This is a genomic window from Edaphobacter dinghuensis (genome assembly GCF_014640335.1).
Lineage (GTDB): Bacteria > Acidobacteriota > Terriglobia > Terriglobales > Acidobacteriaceae > Edaphobacter > Edaphobacter dinghuensis.
Window position 1 is genome coordinate 328,045 of record NZ_BMGT01000004.1, and the last position, 19,748, is coordinate 347,792.

General features: G+C 56.5%; 19 protein-coding genes. 13 read left to right on the forward strand and 6 right to left on the reverse strand.

What is annotated here, in order from left to right; all coding sequences use genetic code 11:
- Nucleotides 1–42: 42 nt before the first annotated feature.
- The 5 genes from IEW09_RS17635 to IEW09_RS17655 form a co-directional block, all read right to left on the reverse strand.
- Entirely contained in the window at nucleotides 43–1,014 is a 972-nt protein-coding gene (locus IEW09_RS17635) for an electron transfer flavoprotein subunit alpha/FixB family protein (RefSeq protein WP_188555570.1), read from the reverse strand.
- Nucleotides 1,011–1,775: an electron transfer flavoprotein subunit beta/FixA family protein gene (locus IEW09_RS17640; RefSeq protein ID WP_188555571.1), complete on the reverse strand. Its 765-nt coding sequence runs from the start codon at nucleotides 1,773–1,775 to the stop codon at nucleotides 1,011–1,013. Before IEW09_RS17640 ends, IEW09_RS17635 begins: the two co-directional genes overlap by 4 nt.
- On the reverse strand, nucleotides 1,772–3,769 hold the full coding sequence (locus IEW09_RS17645) for a (Fe-S)-binding protein (RefSeq protein ID WP_229739418.1): 1,998 nt from the start codon (nucleotides 3,767–3,769) through the stop codon (nucleotides 1,772–1,774). Before IEW09_RS17645 ends, IEW09_RS17640 begins: the two co-directional genes overlap by 4 nt.
- A gap of 79 nt (nucleotides 3,770–3,848) precedes the next feature.
- Nucleotides 3,849–4,133, reverse strand: coding sequence for a hypothetical protein (locus IEW09_RS17650; protein WP_188555572.1), 285 nt, complete (start codon nucleotides 4,131–4,133; stop codon nucleotides 3,849–3,851).
- Nucleotides 4,134–4,302: 169 nt separating this feature from the next.
- Complete coding sequence (locus IEW09_RS17655) at nucleotides 4,303–4,575, reverse strand: hypothetical protein (RefSeq protein ID WP_188555573.1); 273 nt, start codon at nucleotides 4,573–4,575, stop codon at nucleotides 4,303–4,305.
- A 113-nt stretch (nucleotides 4,576–4,688) separates the two neighbouring features.
- Between IEW09_RS17655 and IEW09_RS17660 the strand changes: the two genes are divergently transcribed.
- The 8 genes from IEW09_RS17660 (at nucleotide 4,689) to IEW09_RS17695 (ending at nucleotide 10,415) form a co-directional block, all read left to right on the forward strand.
- Nucleotides 4,689–4,871, forward strand: coding sequence for a hypothetical protein (locus IEW09_RS17660; RefSeq protein ID WP_188555574.1), 183 nt, complete (start codon nucleotides 4,689–4,691; stop codon nucleotides 4,869–4,871).
- Entirely contained in the window at nucleotides 4,868–5,593 is a 726-nt protein-coding gene (locus IEW09_RS17665) for an SIMPL domain-containing protein (protein ID WP_188555575.1), read from the forward strand. The genes IEW09_RS17660 and IEW09_RS17665 overlap by 4 nt, the downstream gene beginning before the upstream one ends.
- Nucleotides 5,594–5,618: 25 nt before the next feature.
- Entirely contained in the window at nucleotides 5,619–6,416 is a 798-nt protein-coding gene (locus IEW09_RS17670; RefSeq protein ID WP_188555576.1) for an acyltransferase, read from the forward strand.
- Nucleotides 6,417–6,455: 39 nt separating this feature from the next.
- Nucleotides 6,456–6,755, forward strand: coding sequence for a BrnT family toxin (locus IEW09_RS17675; protein WP_188555577.1), 300 nt, complete (start codon nucleotides 6,456–6,458; stop codon nucleotides 6,753–6,755).
- Nucleotides 6,739–7,035, forward strand: coding sequence for a hypothetical protein (locus tag IEW09_RS17680; protein WP_188555578.1), 297 nt, complete (start codon nucleotides 6,739–6,741; stop codon nucleotides 7,033–7,035). The genes IEW09_RS17675 and IEW09_RS17680 overlap by 17 nt, the downstream gene beginning before the upstream one ends.
- A 37-nt stretch (nucleotides 7,036–7,072) precedes the next feature.
- On the forward strand, nucleotides 7,073–7,774 hold the full coding sequence (locus tag IEW09_RS17685; protein WP_188555579.1) for a site-2 protease family protein: 702 nt from the start codon (nucleotides 7,073–7,075) through the stop codon (nucleotides 7,772–7,774).
- 84 nt (nucleotides 7,775–7,858) lie between these two features.
- Nucleotides 7,859–9,442 (forward strand): tryptophan--tRNA ligase, encoded by a 1,584-nt coding sequence (gene trpS / locus IEW09_RS17690; RefSeq protein WP_188555580.1) that lies wholly within the window; start codon nucleotides 7,859–7,861, stop codon nucleotides 9,440–9,442.
- Nucleotides 9,443–9,452: 10 nt separating this feature from the next.
- Complete coding sequence (locus IEW09_RS17695) at nucleotides 9,453–10,415, forward strand: segregation and condensation protein A (RefSeq protein ID WP_188555581.1); 963 nt, start codon at nucleotides 9,453–9,455, stop codon at nucleotides 10,413–10,415.
- A gap of 65 nt (nucleotides 10,416–10,480) precedes the next feature.
- Here IEW09_RS17695 and IEW09_RS17700 read toward each other — a convergent pair whose 3' ends face one another.
- Entirely contained in the window at nucleotides 10,481–11,389 is a 909-nt protein-coding gene (locus tag IEW09_RS17700; protein WP_188555582.1) for a DMT family transporter, read from the reverse strand.
- A gap of 158 nt (nucleotides 11,390–11,547) precedes the next feature.
- Between IEW09_RS17700 and IEW09_RS17705 the strand changes: the two genes are divergently transcribed.
- The 5 genes from IEW09_RS17705 (at nucleotide 11,548) to IEW09_RS17725 (ending at nucleotide 19,748) form a co-directional block, all read left to right on the forward strand.
- On the forward strand, nucleotides 11,548–13,860 hold the full coding sequence (locus IEW09_RS17705) for a TonB-dependent receptor (RefSeq protein ID WP_188555583.1): 2,313 nt from the start codon (nucleotides 11,548–11,550) through the stop codon (nucleotides 13,858–13,860).
- Between the two features lie 263 nt (nucleotides 13,861–14,123).
- On the forward strand, nucleotides 14,124–15,530 hold the full coding sequence (locus IEW09_RS17710; RefSeq protein WP_188555584.1) for a multicopper oxidase family protein: 1,407 nt from the start codon (nucleotides 14,124–14,126) through the stop codon (nucleotides 15,528–15,530).
- 59 nt (nucleotides 15,531–15,589) lie between these two features.
- Complete coding sequence (locus IEW09_RS17715) at nucleotides 15,590–16,684, forward strand: c-type cytochrome (RefSeq protein WP_188555585.1); 1,095 nt, start codon at nucleotides 15,590–15,592, stop codon at nucleotides 16,682–16,684.
- 48 nt (nucleotides 16,685–16,732) lie between these two features.
- Nucleotides 16,733–18,292: an acido-empty-quinoprotein group A gene (locus IEW09_RS17720; protein ID WP_188555586.1), complete on the forward strand. Its 1,560-nt coding sequence runs from the start codon at nucleotides 16,733–16,735 to the stop codon at nucleotides 18,290–18,292.
- A gap of 196 nt (nucleotides 18,293–18,488) precedes the next feature.
- Entirely contained in the window at nucleotides 18,489–19,748 is a 1,260-nt protein-coding gene (locus IEW09_RS17725) for an efflux RND transporter periplasmic adaptor subunit (RefSeq protein WP_188555587.1), read from the forward strand.

A 19,748-nucleotide genomic window follows, 5' to 3' on the forward strand; every position in this document is an offset into this window, starting at 1 on the left:
CCCCAGTATAGTCATGGGACAGCGGACGCATTACAAGCGTGACTAACTTTTTGCCGCGCGGACTGCTTTGGTGAGAGCGGGAACGATCTCGAAGAGATCTCCGACGACGCCATAGTCGGCAACTTCAAAGATGGGGGCGTTCTCGTCCTTATTGATCGCAATCACGGTTTTTGAGCCTTTCATTCCGACGAGATGCTGAATCGCTCCGGAGATGCCGACGGAGAGATACAGCTTAGGCGAGACGGTTTGCCCGGAGCTGCCGACCTGACGCTCCATCGGCAGCCAGCCGTTGTCGCAGATGGGACGCGATGCGGCGAGTTCTGCTCCGAGTGCTGTGGCCAGCTCTTCGACGATGCCGATGTTCTCCTGCTCGCCGATGCCGCGCCCGACGGAGACGATGAGTGGTGCAGCGCTGAGATCGACCGTCTGCGCAGCTTCGCGGAAGGGTTCGCCCGGCTTGTTGCGAATCTGGCTGGCTTCGAGTTGTGGAGTGAAATCTTCTGCGGTTGCGGTGCCGGCTTCGACGGCTTCGGCGCGGAATGTTCCGGCCTGCACCGAAACGAAGCATGGGCCGGTGCCAGCGTGTCTGTAATCTGCATTCAACTTGCCCTGCAATAACTGACGCACGAAGACCGGACCGTCATGAACGGCGATGACATCGCTGATGAGAACCTGCCTGAACCGCGTCGCCAGAGCTGGCGCAAAGTCCCGCACCTGGTAGGTGTGCGGCAGCACTACATGCGTTGGGCCGACTTGCTTTACCAACTGCTCGAGTGCGGTGACATATCCATCCGATGTATAGGTATGCAAAAGTGCATGTTGCACGTTGAAGACCTTTGTCAGCTTTTTCCCGGCTAGCTCCGAGGCAAGCGTGGCGGCTCCTTCACCGATTAAAGCGGCGGAACACTCTGTGCCCAGCTTTGCTGCCAGTTGCTGTCCGGCGGCAAGGGCCTCAAAGCTCATGCGGTTCCACTTGCCGCCATGCTGTTCCATCAGAACGAGAACACCGCTCATATCGCCCTCACTTCAAATTTCAGTTTCTCCACCAGTTTGTCTGCGATCTCGGCGGGTGTTCCGGTCAGCATCTCGGTCTTCTTCTGCTTCTCGGGAAGATAGACGCGCTCGAGAGTAATTGCCTGAGCGGTTGCGGCGGCAGCAGCCTGAACGGTCTTCGTCTCTTTCGTCTTTGCTTTTTTTATTCCCATCAACGTGGCGTAGCGCAGCTTGTTACCGCCGGACTGAATGGTGAGCAGCGCGGGCAGCGGCATCTCGACGTGTTGGAACCAGCCGTCTTCAAGTTCGCGCTTCACCTTCAAGCCACCGCTGATGACCTCCACCTGCATAATGATGGTTGCGTGGGGTATCCCTAACAGTTCAGCGAGGACTACGCCTGTCTGGCCAAGGCCAAGATCGTCAGATTGTAACCCTGTCAGTATCAGATCGGGCGACTCGTCTCTGGCGGCGTCTGCGAGCAACTGCGCGATGCCCAATGTGTCGCGCTCACCGAGATCATCGGCTTCGATGTGGATGGCACGGTCTGCTCCTTTAGCCAGAGCTTCGCGGAGAGTACTGGTGACGCGCTCCGGCCCGGCACACAGCACAACGACTTCGCCGCCATTTTTTTCTCTTAGCTGCAATGCCTCTTCGAGCGCGTAGGCGTCGGGCTCGTTGATGGTATAGCTCAAGCCGCTCTCGTCGATCCACTTGCCGTCAGACGTGACACTGATCTGCGCGTCGCGCTCCGGCACCTGCTTGATTGCCACCAGTATCTTCATTGTTCTCCTGTCCTAATCTCTGATGCCGGTAAGGCTCTCGCGGCCAATTGCGCGATGTCCAGCAACTGCGGCGGTGCTTCGCCCATCGCCGATAGCGCATCACGAAACATGGTGTTACAGAACGGACATGCAGTGCCCACAACCTGTGCGCCTGTGCCGGCAAGCTCTGCGGCGCGAACATGGCTTACGCGCTCGCCGCTCTCTTCGCCGAGAAAGGCCAACCCTCCGCCGGCGCCACAGCAGAAGCTACGCTCGTGCGAGCGGGGAGCTTCCACTAACTTGCCTGTCATCGACACGATCTCACGTGGCTCTTCGTACACATCACGATAGCGGCCGAGATAGCAGGGGTCGTGATAGACAATGCTTTCGCCGGAGTTTTGCTTCGGCAGGCGATCTTTGTGGCGCGCCATGAATTCGCTGTGGTGTTCGATCTCAGGAGCGATGCCGTACTCGCGCCAGTCATTTGAGATCGTGCGTACGCAATGCGGGCAGATGGCGACGACCTTTTGTACCTTTGCTGTCTCGAATGCCTTCAGTCCGAACTCCGCCATGGTTTGAAAGACGAGATCATTCCCCAATCGTCGTGCGGGATCGCCTGTGCACTTTTCTTTTTTTAATACGCCGAAGGTTGTTCCGAGATGCTGCATCACGCGCGCGAAGTCGGCGATGATCTCGCGTCCCTTGGGATCGTATCCGCCCATGCATCCCAGCCAGAGGCAATACTCCTGCGTCCCGTCGAAGATGGGGAAGGCCTGCTTCTGAATAAATTTGTCGCGCTCCGTTGCACTCAGGCCAAGCGCGTTCCCTTGCTTCTCCAGCGCGAGAAATAGTTTGGTGCCGTGTATGTCTTCCCATGCACCGGTGTTGGTCGCGCCGCGCCGTAAGCCGATGATGATGGGCAGATGCTGAATGCCGACGGGACACTGGTACTCGCAGCTTCCGCAGGTGGTGCACTCGAAGGCCGCTTCCATGCTCATGTACTTCGCAGTGGAGTCGGTGGGAGGAACTTCGCGTGTATCGGTGAGCAGGGAAGTCTCGGAGGCTGGACCGAATTCGTTGAGGTACGAACGCGTTCCGAGGATGATCTCTTTCGGGTTCAGGACTTTTCCGGTGTTCGATGCAGGGCAGTGTTCGGTGCAGCGGCCACATTCGACGCAACTATAGACCTGCAGCGAGATCAGCTGGGTCACGTCTTTACCTGCTACCAGGCCGAAGTCTTCGTCGCCGTTGAGTGGAGGAATTTTTGAGAAGCCGTCGCGTTTAAGGAAGACCGTAAAAGGGCTGATCACGAGATGCAGATGCTTGGTGTGCGGAATCAGCGGAAGGAAGACCAGCAGCGTCAGGGTGTGCGTCCACCAGAGGAACTTCACTGCTGTTCCGCTGGCGTCTACAAAGAATGCGCCGAGATAGCTCACCATCAGAAGGAAGATGAGGAACGCAATCACTCCCGACTCATACGAGACCTTCTTCCCGAGCCAGATAGGGCGAACAAAAAAACGGCGCACGAACAACGCCGTGATTGAGACAGCCACCAGCAGCGCCCAGATGGCGGCAAAGAGGAAGTAGAAGTTGCCGATGTAACTTGCGGGGTTTAGAAAGCCCAGTCCCACGGCATTGGCGATGTGATTCAGGCTGACCAGTGCAAAGGCGAGAAATCCCCAGAAGACGAAGGCGTGTGCCAGTCCCGGTAGTGGCCGCTGACGGATAACCTTGCCCTGGCAAAGTACCTCCCAGAAGAAGTCCCATACTCTTCGCCCAATGGGATGAAGAGTAAAATCCGTATCTTTTTTCGAGCGAAAGATGGTGCGGAGAATCGGACCGAATCGCCAGAAAAAAAGAACCAGCGATATCGCCATGCCGACGAGCAGAAGCACAACTTCCAGCGCGGAAAAATGACCAGGTTCAGCCAGGGTTGCATAGACGTGTAACCCGGAGATGAAGGCTGCGTCCATCGAGCGGGTACCCACCATCGCTACGCGCGCTACAGCAACCATCTGAACCCATCCGCGGGCGGCGCTTCACTCAGCACGGCCCGCATCGTTACAGCAGGTGGCACCAGTGGATCGTCAACAGCTAATAGCTGATGAACTCCGTGCTGCCGCGGCGCAGACGAACACCGGCGACGCCAAAGAAGATCGCTGCGGCGAACATAATTGCATCCCAGTACACCATAGGATGATGCCATCCCGGTGAGAGCGTCCAATCCTGCCCGGCCCAAAGCGTTACCAGGCATGCCACGATGGTGCATTGCAGGCAGATGGTCAGAAAAAGCTGACCGCGACGGCGGCGCCTATCCAGTTGTTCGACCTGATCGGGTGTCAGATTTCGCTCTTCCACGGGCAGCAAGGTGTTAGCCATCAGCGTGTTCGTCTCCTGCGTCTGTTCCAGTTCAAGGGTTGTGTTGCCTTTAACGACCCATCCATTAAATCACAGCATTCGGCTACTGAAGTTGTGAGGGAAAAGAAACTTGCCCCACGCACAGCCGAAGCATATATGAATGTCTATTCATTCGTAAAGGCAGCAAAATTTAGATAAACGCGACTGACTGAATTCCGGCCACATCGAACCGTTTTCGGCAGCGTACGTTTTTGCAACCCACCATGTCGTCGCGCCGTACCATGTAGCTCTGCGCCTTGGCAAAACGCGCGCGATCGCGGTCGTCGGCTCCTCGCGGCAGTTGGCTTTTTTTACGCCGTACCAGCCAGCTCAGTTGATATTCGTCCTGCTGTCCGCAATGGGGACAGGTCATCATATGCGTACGCTGTTCTGGCCGTTCATCGAAAAAGTCTCGCTCTTCCATCGGGCACCTCGTCGGGGTCGGGACGGTTACTTCGCTGCAATAGACCGCCATGCTGCCCTTGCGAAGAGAGTATTGCATAATCGGTGTGGGCTTTGCAGCCCGCAGGTGCCGAAATGAGCAAGGCGAAAAAGCAGGTTTTTTCCAAAGTCAAGGCGGTCAAGGCGAATGCTCGGGCTCGCGTTGGTACGCCGCCGCCCGAGCGGGTTCTCCCCGATCCGAAACAGAAGCTCGCAGCCAAGCCGAAACACAAGCTCACCATGGCCGATCTGATCGGCTCTAAAGGAGATGAAGAATGAATATCTTTCGTGTTACCGCCATCGCACTTTGCAGCGCAGCTATTGCCGCCTCCGCGCAGACGATTCAGGTCAGCAGGGAGAACCGCACGATCTCTGTCACGGCGACCGATAAGGTAACTGCCTTGGCGGATATCGCCACCGTTCATGTCGGGTTCATCGCCTATGGTCCGGATAGCGATGCTGCCTACGCCAATGGATCAAAGACGTCGAACGCCATCATCAAAGCGCTGACCGATGCCGGAATTCCTTCGTCCTCCATCGAGAGCGAGAACCAGTCGGTCACCCCGGTGCAGAATTATCAGGTGGAAAAGCTGTCGGATGCCGAGAAGGCCCAGCGCCAGTTCCAGGTGACGCAGAGTTGGACCGTCCGAACCAGTGCCGACAATGCCGCCAAGGTTCTCGACCTCGCCGTCAAGGCAGGTGCCAACCAGAGCGGGCAGATCGATTGGAGCTTCAAGGACGAGAATGCTCCCGAGGCCCAGGCCGCGGCGAAGGCCCTGCAACGAGCTCGCTCCCAGGCGGAACAGATGGCACAGAGCCTCAATGCCAAACTTGGCGTGCTGCTCTACGCTAGCAATGAAGTGCAGGCAAGCCCGATTCGCCCCATGATGATGCGGGCCATGGCTGCTTCCCCAGCGATGGAAAAAGTTCAACCGCTGGCCATCAACCCGCGAGAGATTGAGAAGTCGGCCACCGTCACGGCGATTTTTGCCATCGAATAAGTTTTGAGAACAAGGGAGCGACTCAATGACCGTTCAGACTTATCGCGAACTCAAACCCACTCCTGAGGCAGAGGCGACCTATCTCAAGTGGCTCGCACAGCTCAACGAGGATTTTACGCGCTGTCAGTCGGTCGATCGTCGCTCCGAGATCGTTCGCGATGAGCTGTATCAGCTCTATCTTGGCCGGATTCATGGCGCTCACAAACAATCCACACTCACGATCGAGCTTGCGACCAGCGTTCTGGCAGAGTCTTTCGACCCGCGTAATGTCACGCTGGAGCCGGAATACTACGGTGACGTCGATGCCGAGCAGTACGCTGTGCGCAAGCCGCTCATCTGGTTCTGGCAGATGTTCGATCGATCACCGCTGGGGCTCAATCACTGGCTGGGCTTTCGCTTTCGCTGCATGCTAGGACGGCATATCTTCAAGCATCTCGGCAAGCATGTGAAGATCTTTCACAACGTCGAATTTACCTTCGGCTACAACCTGACCATCGAAGACAACTGCACGATCCACAAGAACGTGATGCTCGACGACCGGGGCGGCCTTGTTCTGCATGAAGGCACCAGTGTCTCGGACTATGCCAACATCTACAGCCATACGCACGACATCAACAAGCAGGCCGACGTGACTAATAAGCCGACGGAGCTTGGCCCGCGAGCGCGGGTTACCTACCACGGGACTGTGCTTGCAGGGGCCAAGGTTGGCGAAGACGCGATGCTGGGCGCAATGGCGGTAGCGACGCGCGATGTACCTCCGTCCAGCGTCTCCGTAGGAATTCCCGCACGCGTGAAGCGTGAGAAGACGAAGCCTTCTTCGTAATATCTTGATCTTCGTATACGCAACGTATATACATATTTCATGGATGTGATTTACCTCCATCGTGGGCTCCGCTTTGTCTGGAACGCCGAGAAAGCGCGGACAAACAGTGTGAAACACGCAGTGACCTTCGAAGAGGCGTGCGAAGTATTTTTCGATCCCTTGTACCTGTCCGTTGACGCCACCGAGGGCGATGAAATGCGGGAAGCTGCAATCGGCGTCACGATTGCGCGACGTCTATTAGTCGTCGTTCATCTAGTCGTCGAGGGAAATTCCATTCGGATTATCTCGGCACGCACAGCTACAAGCCAGGAAAGGAGACAGTATGAAGACGACATCTGAACGCATTCTCGAACGCATGACAAAAGGCCGTCCCATGACGACCATCAGCATTCGAATGCCTGAAAGCGTTATCGAAGATATGAAGGAGATTGCTCCGACGCTGGGATTTTCGGGGTATCAGCCTCTCATGCGAGCTTATATCGGCGAAGGTCTGCGTAAGGACCTTGAGCGGCTCGATCAGTCGCAAGCGCAGGCATTGACGGAGAGCCTTCGCAAGCATGGGGTGGACGATCAGGTTATCGCCGAGGTGCTTACAGAGACGCGCCTGCGAACCGCTTGATGCAACGCGGCACCGTTGTCTCCGATAAGCTAGAGGTATGAATCAGGAAGTTGTTCTTGTTCTTTTTCAAGTAGTTGTTCTTGTGCTTGCCTTCAGCGTGCATGAGTGTGCGCATGCCTGGGTGGCGTGGAAGCTGGGCGATCCGACGGGCAGGATGCTGGGGCGGGTGACGCTCAACCCGCTGAAACATCTGGACCCATTGGGCTCTGTGTTTATGCCGCTGCTGGCGCTGGTCTATCACTGGCCGCTGATCGGCTGGGCCAAGCCTACGCCGGTGACGGCGCGCAACTTCAAGAACTACAGGAGGGACGACATCCTGGTGACGCTCGCCGGGCCAGCCAGCAATCTTGCCATGGCTACGGTGGCTCTGGTGCTGCTGATTATCCTCAAGCATGTCATTGCGGGTGGCTTAGCCGCAGTGGCGACAGCGGTAGCGCTGGCCTCGAATATCAAAGGAATCTCTACGGCGAATCTTCCGACTTTGTTTCCCGTGGCTTTGTTCCTTTATTACGTCATATTTATCAATCTCTTGCTGTTTGTTTTCAACCTAATCCCAGTCCCCCCATTGGATGGAAGTCATATTCTGCGACACTTCTTGCCTTATCGCGCGGTGCAACTGTACGACAGAATGGGCATGATTGGATTGATTATCCTATTTCTTATTGGAGGGGGCATTATCTTCAATATGTTCATCTACCCTCTTGTGGGCGTTTTCAATCACCTTCTCTTCGCGCTCTGATCTCGCAGTTTTGCTGCGTGGAGTTCTTCAGCCCCGGCTCTGCCTCCTTCGCTGCCTCATCATGTAACCTTGGTTTTGATCGCAATGACTGAAAATACATCGAACACGCCGCGCCGCCGCGTCCTCAGCGGTATGCGTCCCACGGGCCGGTTGCATCTCGGCAACTACATGGGCGCGCTCTACAACTGGGTCAAGCTCCAGCATGAATATGAGTGCTACTTCTTCATCGCGGACTACCACGCACTGACGACCGACTATGCCGATCCCAGCCAGCTTAAGCAGAATATCTTCGAGATCGCGCTCGATTTTCTCTCCGCAGGACTTGATCCTAAGCTTTGCACTATTTTTGTGCAGTCGCATGTCCCCCAGCACGCCGAGCTTCATCTGTTGCTGAGCATGATTACCCCGGTAAGCTGGCTGGAGCGTGTGCCTACCTATAAAGACCAGCAGGAGCAGCTTCGCGAGAAAGACCTGGCCACCTACGGGTTTCTCGGATACCCTCTGCTGCAGTCTGCCGACATTCTTGTTTACCAGCCGGATTTTGTGCCTGTAGGGCAGGACCAGGTCGCACATGTGGAGCTCACCCGCGAAGTGGCGCGACGCTTCAACCACTTCTACAGCCCGAAGCGGATTGTGCCGGGAGGAAACGGTTCATCTGCAGCCGTTGAGCCTGATCCCAACTATCTGCTTCTTCCTGAGCCCGAGGTGCTGCTGACTCCTTCGCCTAAGCTGCCGGGTACGGATGGACGCAAGATGTCCAAGAGCTATGGCAATAGCATTCTGCTGTCTGAGCTCGATGGCGATGTGCACGTCAAGCTTCAGGGGATGAGCAATGGCGGCCAGCGGCCAACCCAGCATGACCCGGGCGATCCGGACATCTGCCCGGTCGGCGATATGCACCGCCTCTTTAGTGAACCCATAGTGCTCGAACACATTACGACAGGGTGCCGGACGGCGACCATTCGTTGCGATGAGTGCAAGTTTGCCGCGGCCAACTCAATTAACCGGCATCTTCATCCCATACGGCAACGCCGCCAGGAGCTTGAGGAGAACCCGGACAAGGTATGGGAGGTGCTCGATCAAGGCGCGGTTCGTGCCGCTGCGCGGGCGGAGCAGACGATGGTCGCCCTGCGCGCGGCCACGGGTCTCTCTCGTGACCGTTCCGGTGTTCGTATGGATAGGTCGGCAACGCGGCCTGAGGACCAGAAAGATATTCGTGACCTTGCCGACTTCAAAGACTGGTGGGGACTTGCCCCTGCACTTTTAAGCAGAAACCTGCGTGAAGTGTGGCGGAAGAATATTGTTCCAGTCGGGACGGCGCTCAAGCAGGACACCGAAGGCGTCTGGCTTACGCTCAATAACCGTCGTGTCTTTGTGGCGGTGGCGACTCAAAATGCAGGCGAAGAGTCGTGGGCTTTCTCGGTCAAGCCGAAGTCGTACGAGATCCTTGTGCTTCTCTGCTGGCAGGAAGACTTGCAGATTCGCGATTTCGTGATTCCGCAAAAGCTGTATGTCGCTCCATGGACATCTGCTAAAAAAGCGGCTGGCAAGAACAACATTAATTTTGAGGTAGCACGCGTAGAAGGCCGATACGTGCTGCAACTTCCTGACTCTGCCGCTATCGACATTACAGATACCGAGGCAGAATATGACATCATTGGCAACTAAAGACCTCCCCATGCCAGACGAGACCCCAATTCCGGAATCCATTGAGAACCCCGAACCGAATGAGTCGGTCGAGGAGAAAGATGCTGCTGCCTCTTCTCCTGCTCCAGAGGCCCATGAGCCGTTTGAGCTGCAGCCGAAGCCGGTCCCGCCGCCGCCGCCCGAGCCGAAGCGGCCCTCTGCGGCCAAGGAAGAGGCTTCGCAGTCGCCGTTCTCAGTGACCGTAGGGCAGGTCTACGACGGGCCGCTCGATCTTCTGCTCGACCTGATTCGCAAGCAGAATATCGACATCTACGACATCCCCATTGCGCGGATTACCAGCCAGTTTCTGGACTACACCCACCAGTTGAAGCAGACCGACGTGGACTCGGCGGGCGAGTTTATCTACATGGCCTCGCTGCTGATTCACATTAAGTCGAAGATGCTCTTGCCGCGCGACCCCAGCGATGTATTGGGTGGCGATGCGGAAGACCCGCGTCGCGAGTTGGTGGAGCGGCTGCTGGAGCACGAGCGCTTCAAAGCCGCGGCGCAGATGCTGATGCAGAAGCAGCAGATCGAAGAGGCGACCTGGACGAATCCGGGGATGCGCGAGTTCAAAGAGACCGCCAATGCGGATCGCGAGATCGCAGCCGATACGGTGGATCTTGTGCGAGTGTTCCAGGATATCCTGAGCCGCCTGCGAGAGCGCCCCATCCTGAATGTCAACGAGGAATCGGTGACAGTGGCGCAGATGATCGATTATGTGAAGCGCCGCCTGATGATGGAGGACAAGCCAGTAAGCCTGCGACGTCTGCTCCATAACACGCATACGGAGCGAGCGCTGATCTGCATGTTTCTGGCGATGCTCGAGCTGGTTCGCTTACAGGCGGTATTGCTGCATCAGCCGGTTATCCAAGGCGACATCCTGATCAAGAAGACGGACAGCTTCGATACTGTCTTTGCCGATCAGACGCAGCCCCGTGACGACTGGCGGTAGAGCCAGCGCGGACAAAGAGCAACCTTCGGTGACTTAGGCGCCGTTCTAATGGCGTTATATAGCGCTTATACGGGCAACTGTTCGCGTACACGAGTTCGCGAGCGGGTTGTCAGCAGAATCGCTGCGCCGAGGATAAGCGCGCCCCCGGTCCAGGCGTCGGGGCCGAGATGCTCGCCGAGCACAATCACGCCAAGCAGGCTGCCGATCAGCGGCTCCATGTTGAGCAGAACGCCCGCCTGCGATGCCGGAACCTGGGTCAGCCCCCAGTTCCACAGCAGTGTCGTGGTGGCAGTGCAGAGCAGTCCACTGCCAGCTAGAGCCAGCCATACCTTCAACGAGATGTGCGCCACTGGCGGCAGGCCATACTGCAAAGGTACCCAGACCAACAGCATCGCCGTGCCCAGTGCCAGTCCATAGGTCGTGATGACGATGTGAGAGTGGCGCTCCATGAGCTGCTTGTTGAAGAGGATCCAGAAGAGAGCGATGAAGAGGGAGGCGACGATGAGAAGGTCGCCCGCCAGCGATGAGCTGCCTGCGTGGCGGCCGCCAAGAGCGATCAGTGCGGCTCCGCAAGTAGAGGCGGCCATGGCGATCCAGCCGGTACGATCCATGCGTTCATGAGCGAAGATCGTAGCGCCTACGGCCAGAATGACGGGCATAGTGCCGACCATCAGCGCAGCGTGGCTGACTGTGGTCATGGAGAGGCCATAGAATTGCAATAGAAACTGCAGCGGCACGCCGAGAAAAGAGGCTGCAAACAGGACTCCCCACTCCTTGCGGTTGAGGTGCGGGCGATGCGTGGCGAGCAGGGGAGCGAGCGGGACCATCGCGAACAGGAACCGGTAGAGCACCATGTGGGCGAAGTTCATCTCGGCCAGGGCGATCTTGCCGAAGAAGAAGCCGCAGCCCCAGAATGAACTTGCCAGGGTGCAGGCTGCAAAGCCCAACGCTCGTTTCTGGGTTGCATGGGGCATACTCCACTTTCGCATATTCCTGCGAGGAAGAAGAACGTGATTTCCCGCGGCGTGAAATCAAGAAAGAGCCATTTTCAAATAGACTTTTTGCGATGCACAAAATCGAATTAAATCGAGGTAGATTCAGCCGTTTTGGCGTAGTCCTTCTTTCAGCGAGGATGAAGGCCTTTTGTGGACTTCTGCTTTTGGGCGCGATGCCTGTGTGGGGACAGGTGAATTACGGCGAGGTGCGCCTGAAGGTGACCGATCCTTCCGGCGTCGTGGTTAAGGCTGCGGTGCGACTGGTCTCAGAGGCCAACGACTACGACAAATCGTTTGTCACCAATGGCTCGGGTACGCTTGCGGTCGAAGAGGTTCCCTATGGCATCTATCGGGTAGAGGTGCAGAAGCCGGGATTTACCGTGTCTTCGAGTACGTTGCAGGTGCGCTCCGCGTTGCCGGTCGAAGACACGGTTCAGCTCAGCATTGCGTCACTAGTTACGAAGGTCGATGTAACGGATATGGACACCATGATCGATCCTTATCAGCCTGGATCGGAGATGCAGATCGGAGCGAAGCAGATCAGCGAACGGCTGTCGTCGTTGCCTGGACGGTCGGTGCAGGATCTGGTCAATTCGCAGCCCGGATGGCTGTACGAAGGAAATGCCGTTCTACATCCGCGCGGCTCGGAGTATCAGACCCAGTTTGTCGTGGATGGAATTCCGCTGACGGACAATCGCTCACCAAGCTTCGGCCCCGAGGTGGAGGCCGACGATCTGGATTCGATCCGAATTTATACCGCGGGCTACCCTGCGGAGTATGGCAGGAAGATGGGGGGCGTGGTCGAGTTGAATACGCATCGGCAGACTGCCTCCGGGGTGCATGGGCAACTGGTTCTCTCCGGTGGAAGTTATGACACGGCTACCTCATACGGACAGATGCAGGATGTGTGGGGAAAGAATGCTGTGGATGTGAGTGCTGCCGGAAGTATGACCAGCCACTACCTGAATCCTGTGGTCCCCGAGAACTACACCAACAAGGGAACGATTGGAGATTTTTCAACCAGGTATGAGCGCGATCTTACCGAGAACGATCGACTGATCTTCAGCGTGCGCCACGAGTTTTCGCGCTTTCTCATTCCCAATGAGCTTGTTCAGCAGCAGGCCGGGCAGATTCAAAATGGGGATAACTTCGAGACCATCGGCACGGTGAACTATCAGCACATCTTTTCCCCCGACAGCCTGGGCACGCTGGCCGGAATGGTGCGGGACAATGCAAACAATCTCTACTCGAACGCCAATTCAACGCCAATCATCGCCTTTCAGCACAATTATTTTAGAGAAGGATATTTCAAGAGCACCTTTTCGCTTCATCATGGCCGACACGAGTTCAAGGCCGGGATAGAGTCGGACAATACCTTTCTGCACGAGAAGTTCAATTACTTCATCACCGACCCTGACCAGTTCGATGACGATACGCCGCAGACGCTGAACTTCGCGGCCCAGCGCCCCGATCTTGAGCAGTCGGCGTTTGTCGAAGATCTGATTCGACTGGGCAACTGGACGGTCAGCGCAGGTTTGCGATGGGACCACTACCAGCTTCTTCTGAATCAGAATGCGTTCAGTCCCCGACTTACGGTGGGACGCTATCTGCCATCGCTTAAGATGGTGCTGCACGCCTCTTACGACCGCATCTATCAAACGCCGTCGTTTGAAAATATCCTCATCTCCAGCTCGCCTCAGATTGACGCACTCAGCGACCAGTTTTTGCGGCTGCCGGTGCAGCCATCGAGAGGGAATTATTACGAGGGCGGCATCACCCAGGATGTCTCCACCCGCATGCGCGTCGATGTCAATTTCTATCGCCGCGATGTGAGGAACTACGCCGACGATGACCAGCTTCTCAATACCGGTGTCAGCTATCCCATTGCATTCGATAAATCGGTCATCTATGGAGCCGAAGGAAAGCTCGATCTGGTTCGGCTGCAGAAATTGACCGGCTTTGTCAGCTATTCCTACATGGTAGGAAACGTCTGGTTTCCGGTTACCGGAGGACTATTTCTCGGCGACGATGTGAGCAATGCGCTCTCTCAATTGAGCGGCCACTTTCCTGACTCGCAGGACCAGCGAAATACGCTCAGGACGAGATTTAGGTATCAGCTTATGCCGCGGGTTGACGTTGCTGCCGGGGCGTCCTATGGTTCCGGTCTGCCGTTTGAATACACCGGCGACGAAGCTGACGCGTTGGCTCAATATGGTCCGGAGGTCATCAGTCGTATCAACTTCGACCGCGGACGCATTCTCCCCTTGCTAGCGGTGAATGCCTCTCTGGGAGCTGACATTTATCGCAGTGAGAGGGTTAAAATGCGCTTTCAAATCGATGGAGATAATTTGAATAATCGTCTCAATGTCATCGATTTTGGCGGCCTTTTCTCCGGCAATGCAATCGGGCCGGCACGTAGCTTCGCTGTGCGCATGAATGCAAGTTTTTGATGCCGTATCTCCTTTTAGCTTCAATAAAATTCGAAATGAGAGCGCTTGCCGAGGTGCAAAGAGATCACTCTGTGGTTTAGAGTGGTTACCGTCACTTGGATAGAGTTGCAGCATCACGCCAGGGAAGTCCACATCCTGAATGAAGGGTTTCATCAGGAGAGAATTTAGCCCCCGCATGGGGGACTAGAACGGACTCGTGCTCTTGTTCAAGCGCAGATTGCAATTATTTAAAATGCTCTACAAAATGACAGGGCCGAAAATCAATGAATCGTAGAAGCTTTATCTCGTCAGCAGGCGCGTTGCTGGCGAGCAGATCACTTTATGCCGCACTTCCTTCGCAGGTGAAGCAGGATAAGTCTTCTTTCGCAGGGAAGGCAGATCACGCCATCCGCATTGAGCCTTGTACGCTGGAGATCAGCCCCGGCGTCAACATTCAGACACTCGCATACAACGGGCAGGTCCCCGGACCGCTCCTGCGGTTGCGCGAGGGCGTGCCCGTCACCATCGACGTGACCAACTCCTCTCAGAATGCGGATCTGGTCCACTGGCATGGTCTCGCCATCGATTCGCTGAACGACGGCGCGATGGAAGAGGGATCGCCGATGATTGCCGTGGGCGAGACGCACCGCTACTCGTTTACGCCAAAGCCTTCAGGCACGCGCTGGTATCACACACACGCTGCTGCGTACGACAATCTTGCGATGGGCACCTATACCGGGCAGTTCGGCTTTCTTCTGATCGAAGGTCGCGAGCAGCCTGCGCGCTATGACAAAGAGATCAATCTCGCCATCCATCACTGGGGGCCTTCGTTTGTGCCTATGGTGGAGACGATGCGTGAGCAGTCGTCCAACATGCCGCTGACCACCGGGTCGGATGTCGGATATAAGTACGCCACCATCAACTCGCACCGGCTTGGTGCGGGCGAACCCATCCGCGTCAAACACGGTGAACGCGTTCTGATGCGGCTTCTGAACGCGAGTGCGACAGAGAATGTCGTGTTGGCGTTGCCGGGCCACAAGTTCACCATCATGGCAATGGACGGCAATCCCGTGCCGAACCCGAAATCGGTCGAAGTGCTTTCGCTGGCCGTGGCAGAGCGCGTCGACGCGATTGTCGAGATGAACTCGCCGGGTGTCTGGGTACTGGGCTCTACGCTAGCCAAAGAGCGTGAGATGGGCCTTGGCATCGTCATTGAGTATGCGGGAAAGACAGGCACGCCGATGTGGACAGATCCTGCCCCAGAGATATGGGACTACACGCAGTTTGCCAACGCGTCCGCATCGCCGCATACACCGGATGAGATCTTTGAACTCACCTTCCGCGACTTCGGTCCTAAGCCAGGCTCCAAGTTCGATACCTGGACGATCAACAAGAGGTCGTGGCCCGACATCGATCCTCTGATGGTCCAGCAGGGCAAGCGATACCGTCTGGTATTTCGCAATGGCAGCGGCGACCAACATCCGATGCACCTGCACCGGCACACCTTTGAAGTAACCCGTATCGGCAAGACGAAGATCAGCGGATTGATGAAAGATGTCATCAACGTCATGCCGCTCGATACGGTGGAAGTAGAGTTCGTTGCCAATAATCCAGGTGACACGTTGATGCACTGCCATCAGCAGCTCCATATGGATTATGGGTTCATGCAGTTGATTAAGTACTCAGTCTAGGCTTTATCGTCGCCGCGTTTGAGTACGATCTACCTCAGTTGGATGAGAGTTAACTATCTATGCAGAGATTTCGGTATGCACTACTTTTAGCCGCAGGAGCCGGGTTCTTTCTGTTTCAGGCAAGGCCCATATCTGTCTATGCCGCTTCAAGCGTTCAGCCTGCGGCCCAATCGCAGGATGCAACCGGTTCAGCGAAGCCGGGCGCCACTGCCTATGCGAACCACTGTGCCATCTGTCACGGCGAGCAGCGTGAAGGTATTCTGCCGGCATTTCCGCCGCTGGTGGGTATTCAACACCAGATGACTGACCAGCAGATCATGACTCTGATTCATACGGGCAGGGGACGCATGCCCGCGTTTCCGAAGGTGCAGGGAGAGGAGCTGACGGCGCTGGTGCATTATCTGAGCACTCCCGCCATGACCGTCTCCGATGCGGCATCGGATGTAAACGGTAACTCTTCTGCGGTTCATTCTTCGGGCTTGGTTGAAGCGGGCAAATCCCTGTTTCAACAGAACTGCGCCTTCTGTCACGGTCGCGACGCGATGGGCGGCGAGACCGGTCCGGACCTGACTCGTTCGAAGCTCGTGCTCGCTGATGTTGGAGGCGACAAGATCTCGGAGGTCGTGCGCGACGGGCGGCCCGAGAAGAAGATGCCTGCGTTCAATTTCTCCAGTCAGGAAGTATCGAGTATTGCAGCCTTCGTTCACTCACAGGAGAAAAAGGCGTCGTCGATGAAGGGCGGCCGCCGCGGTGTTGATGTCTCCGATCTGCAGACTGGCAATGCAGCGTTGGGCGAGAAGTACTTCAATGGTGCAGGCACCTGCGCGAAGTGCCATTCCGCAACGGGAGATCTGGCCGGAATCGCCAAACGGTATGAGGGACTTCAGTTGGAGATGCGGATGCTCTATCCGCATGGGGCGAAGAGCAAAGTAGTTGTGACCCTTCCTTCTGGAGAAAAATTGGCTGGAACGCTGGTGTATCAGGATGAGTTCGTTATCGGCATGCGTGACGAGAGCGGCACCTATCACTCCTGGAAGACCAGGAATGTGAAGTTCCACGTTGACTCGCCGGTGGACGCGCACGTCGAGCTCTTCGACAAATACACCGATGCTGACATCCATAACCTGATGGCTTATCTGCAAACGCTGCGTTGATTTCATCCGCGCTGCATGACGCACTGACAGAGGAGATGATCTGCCGATATGAAGTTCCTGAAGAATGCATTTGCTGTGGCGATAGGCGTATTGACCTTGGGCGCTTTTCCTTGCTCACTCATGGCACAGAATGTCGATGCGTCCATGTTGCTTCATCCGCCGGCTGACAGTTGGCCCAGCTATCACGGCGATTACACTGGCAGGCGTCACAGCAAGCTGACGCAGATTACTCCCGCGAATGTGAATCAACTGACGCTGGCGTGGGCCTTTCAGACGGAACGCAGCGGCACTATCAAATCTTCTCCGTTGCTGGTCAATGGAGTGCTGTACTTCACGATTCCCGACAACGTCTGGGCGGTGGATGCACGCTCCGGCCAGCAACTGTGGCACTACACCTATCCTCCCAATAAGGGCGATCACATCGGCCAGCGCGGCGTAGCGATCTATAAGGATTGGCTCTACTTTGCTACTCCCGACGCACACCTTGTCTCTTTGAACGCCAAAGACGGAACGGTGCGCTGGATCGTACAAGTGGCCGACGTTGAGAAGGGATACTGGTCGACAGAAGCGCCGCAGATCGTAGGTAACCATGTGATCGTCGGCGTAGGCGGCGATATGGACAATCTCCAGACCTTCATCCGGGCAGTCGATCCGGAGACGGGCAAGACACAATGGCAATTTGATGTAACTGCTCCTGCAGGTACGCCGAATACCGCTACCGGTGGCACGACATGGATGTCCGGAAGCTACGATCCGGAGTTGAATCTCATCTATTGGGGAACAGGCAACCCGACGCCGGTTCTTACCGGCTCGACGCGACCCGGCGATAACCTCTACACCTGCAGCATCGTCGCTTTGAATCCTGATACCGGCAAGCTTGTGTGGGCGTTCCAGCCCTCGCCGCACGACACCCACGATTGGGATGCCGTCGAAATACCCGTGCTGGTGGACGGAACCTTTCACGGCCAGAAGCGAAAGATGCTGATGCAGGCCTCTCGCAACGGCTACTTCTTTGTGTTGGATCGAACCAACGGTAAGAACCTGCTGACAGTTCCCTTTGGGCCAGTGAACTGGGCGTCGAAGATAGACGAGACTGGCCGCCCCATTCCCAATCCCAAGAAGGAGCCCTCCCCGGACGGTGTTCTGATTGCGCCTGATGAAGGTGGATTGACCAACTTCCGTTCACCCAGCTTCGATCCGAAGACTGGCTTGTTCCTCGTGGACGCGCACCCAAGCTGGAGCCTCTACTTCGCCAAACCCGCGGACGGCACCTACGGATGGGCCGGTGCGGACTACGGCCTGTGGGGCAAAGGTGTCCTCGAGGCGATTGACTACCAAACCGGAAAAATTCGCTGGAGCCATGAACTTGGCCCTGGCGGAGCAGGTGCGGGAGTTTTGACGACAGATTCCGGCCTCACCTTCACCGGCGATGCTCATGGAAACTTCCTCGCACTCGATACAGCTACCGGGAAGACGTTATGGCATGCGGGAGCTGGAGCTTATATCGCCAGCTCTCCGATCACCTACAAGCTCGATGGCGATCAATATGTTCTGACCAGCGGCGGCGGAGTTCTCTTTGCCTGGAAGCTTCCGAGCGCTAGCCGCTAACAAAAATGCGGAACTCTGCTGAGATGGATTAGCGTATCTTCGCGTATCTTCGCTCCACAACCGCACAACCGCAAAGAGGTGTCCATATATGGACACCTCTTTGCGGTTGTGGACAGTCGAGCTTGGGTTAGTTGTCTCAAGTGCCTGAAAATAATTGAGATTGATTGGCCTTCCATGTGCAATTCTGTCATGCGTCATGGATATCTCCAGACCTGATATCAAGCAGAAGAGGTTGCGCAGGCAGTGGGTTACTGCCGCATGCGTAGTGTTAGTGGTGGGTGCTGCTGCGTTCTTTGTAACGCGGCTGAAGCCGGCTGCTCCCGAGGTAGAACGTGCGACGGTCTGGACGGACACCGTGAAGCGCGGGCCGTTGCTGCGACAGGTCCGTGGTCCGGGAACGCTGGTCCCTCGCGAAGACAAGATTCGTTTGATTCCCGCCGAGACCGAAGCCACCGTGGTCCGGATTCGCGTGCTGCCTGGAGCCAAGGTGCAGCCGGACACCGTGCTGATGGATCTGGTGGATCCAACCCTGCAGCAGGAGCTGCTCGATGCGCAATTGCAGTTGAAGGGCGCAGAGGCGGACTACATCAACACGCGGGCAAAGGTAGAGAGCGACCTGATGGATCAGAAAGCCGCAGGCGCTACCGTGAATGCGGACTATAGCCAGGCGCAGTTGCAGGCGAAGACAGATAAGTCGCTCTATGACCTGGGAGTGATCAGCGGATTGACGTATAGCGCGTCGAAGGGCAAGGCCGATGAGTTGGTGACGCGCAACGATCTGGAGAAGCAGCGTCTGACGCTGAATGAGAAGGCAATCGAGACGCAGCTCTCCGTGCAGCAGACGAAGGTCGATCAGGCAAAGGCGCTGCTGGCATTGAAGCAAAAGCAGCTCGATGCGCTGAGCGTTCGTGCTGGAATTAGCGGCGTGCTGGTCGAGCTCGATCATCAGGTGGGTGAGCACGTGACGGCAGGGACAACGCTGGCCAAGGTGGTACAACCCGACCAGCTCAAGGCCAGCCTGAAGATCGCCGAGACCCAGGCACGCGATATTCAAATCGGGCAGCCCGCGGAGATCGACACGCACAACGGGGTGATTGATGGCACCGTGATGCGAATCGATCCGGCGGTATTGAACGGAACTGTGACAGTGGACGTAGAACTGGCTGGTGCTCTGCCGCAAGGAGCGAGACCGGACCTGAGCGTCGATGGAACCATCGATCTGGAGAGGATGAAGGACGTGCTTTATGTTGGCCGGCCGGCGTTCGGAAACGAGAACAGCACCATCAGCCTCTTCAAACTGAGCGCTGACGGAAAGACAGCGGTACAGGTCCCGGTCAAGGTAGGTCGCGCTTCGGTGAACAGTATTCAGGTGATTGAAGGATTGCAGGCAGGGGATACGGTCATCCTCTCGGACATGAGCCGCTGGGATGGTACGGATCGAATTCGGCTGGACTGA

Coding starts and splice junctions, on each gene's coding strand:
- IEW09_RS17635 (WP_188555570.1), bottom strand. CDS start 1,014: ATGAGCGGTGTTCTCGTTCTGATGGAACAGCATGGCGGCAAGTGGAAC.
- IEW09_RS17640 (WP_188555571.1), bottom strand. CDS start 1,775: ATGAAGATACTGGTGGCAATCAAGCAGGTGCCGGAGCGCGACGCGCAG.
- IEW09_RS17645 (WP_229739418.1), bottom strand. CDS start 3,769: ATGGTTGCTGTAGCGCGCGTAGCGATGGTGGGTACCCGCTCGATGGAC.
- IEW09_RS17650 (WP_188555572.1), bottom strand. CDS start 4,133: ATGGCTAACACCTTGCTGCCCGTGGAAGAGCGAAATCTGACACCCGAT.
- IEW09_RS17655 (WP_188555573.1), bottom strand. CDS start 4,575: ATGGAAGAGCGAGACTTTTTCGATGAACGGCCAGAACAGCGTACGCAT.
- IEW09_RS17660 (WP_188555574.1), top strand. CDS start 4,689: ATGAGCAAGGCGAAAAAGCAGGTTTTTTCCAAAGTCAAGGCGGTCAAG.
- IEW09_RS17665 (WP_188555575.1), top strand. CDS start 4,868: ATGAATATCTTTCGTGTTACCGCCATCGCACTTTGCAGCGCAGCTATT.
- IEW09_RS17670 (WP_188555576.1), top strand. CDS start 5,619: ATGACCGTTCAGACTTATCGCGAACTCAAACCCACTCCTGAGGCAGAG.
- IEW09_RS17675 (WP_188555577.1), top strand. CDS start 6,456: ATGGATGTGATTTACCTCCATCGTGGGCTCCGCTTTGTCTGGAACGCC.
- IEW09_RS17680 (WP_188555578.1), top strand. CDS start 6,739: ATGAAGACGACATCTGAACGCATTCTCGAACGCATGACAAAAGGCCGT.
- IEW09_RS17685 (WP_188555579.1), top strand. CDS start 7,073: ATGAATCAGGAAGTTGTTCTTGTTCTTTTTCAAGTAGTTGTTCTTGTG.
- trpS (WP_188555580.1), top strand. CDS start 7,859: ATGACTGAAAATACATCGAACACGCCGCGCCGCCGCGTCCTCAGCGGT.
- IEW09_RS17695 (WP_188555581.1), top strand. CDS start 9,453: ATGCCAGACGAGACCCCAATTCCGGAATCCATTGAGAACCCCGAACCG.
- IEW09_RS17700 (WP_188555582.1), bottom strand. CDS start 11,389: ATGCCCCATGCAACCCAGAAACGAGCGTTGGGCTTTGCAGCCTGCACC.
- IEW09_RS17705 (WP_188555583.1), top strand. CDS start 11,548: ATGAAGGCCTTTTGTGGACTTCTGCTTTTGGGCGCGATGCCTGTGTGG.
- IEW09_RS17710 (WP_188555584.1), top strand. CDS start 14,124: ATGAATCGTAGAAGCTTTATCTCGTCAGCAGGCGCGTTGCTGGCGAGC.
- IEW09_RS17715 (WP_188555585.1), top strand. CDS start 15,590: ATGCAGAGATTTCGGTATGCACTACTTTTAGCCGCAGGAGCCGGGTTC.
- IEW09_RS17720 (WP_188555586.1), top strand. CDS start 16,733: ATGAAGTTCCTGAAGAATGCATTTGCTGTGGCGATAGGCGTATTGACC.
- IEW09_RS17725 (WP_188555587.1), top strand. CDS start 18,489: ATGGATATCTCCAGACCTGATATCAAGCAGAAGAGGTTGCGCAGGCAG.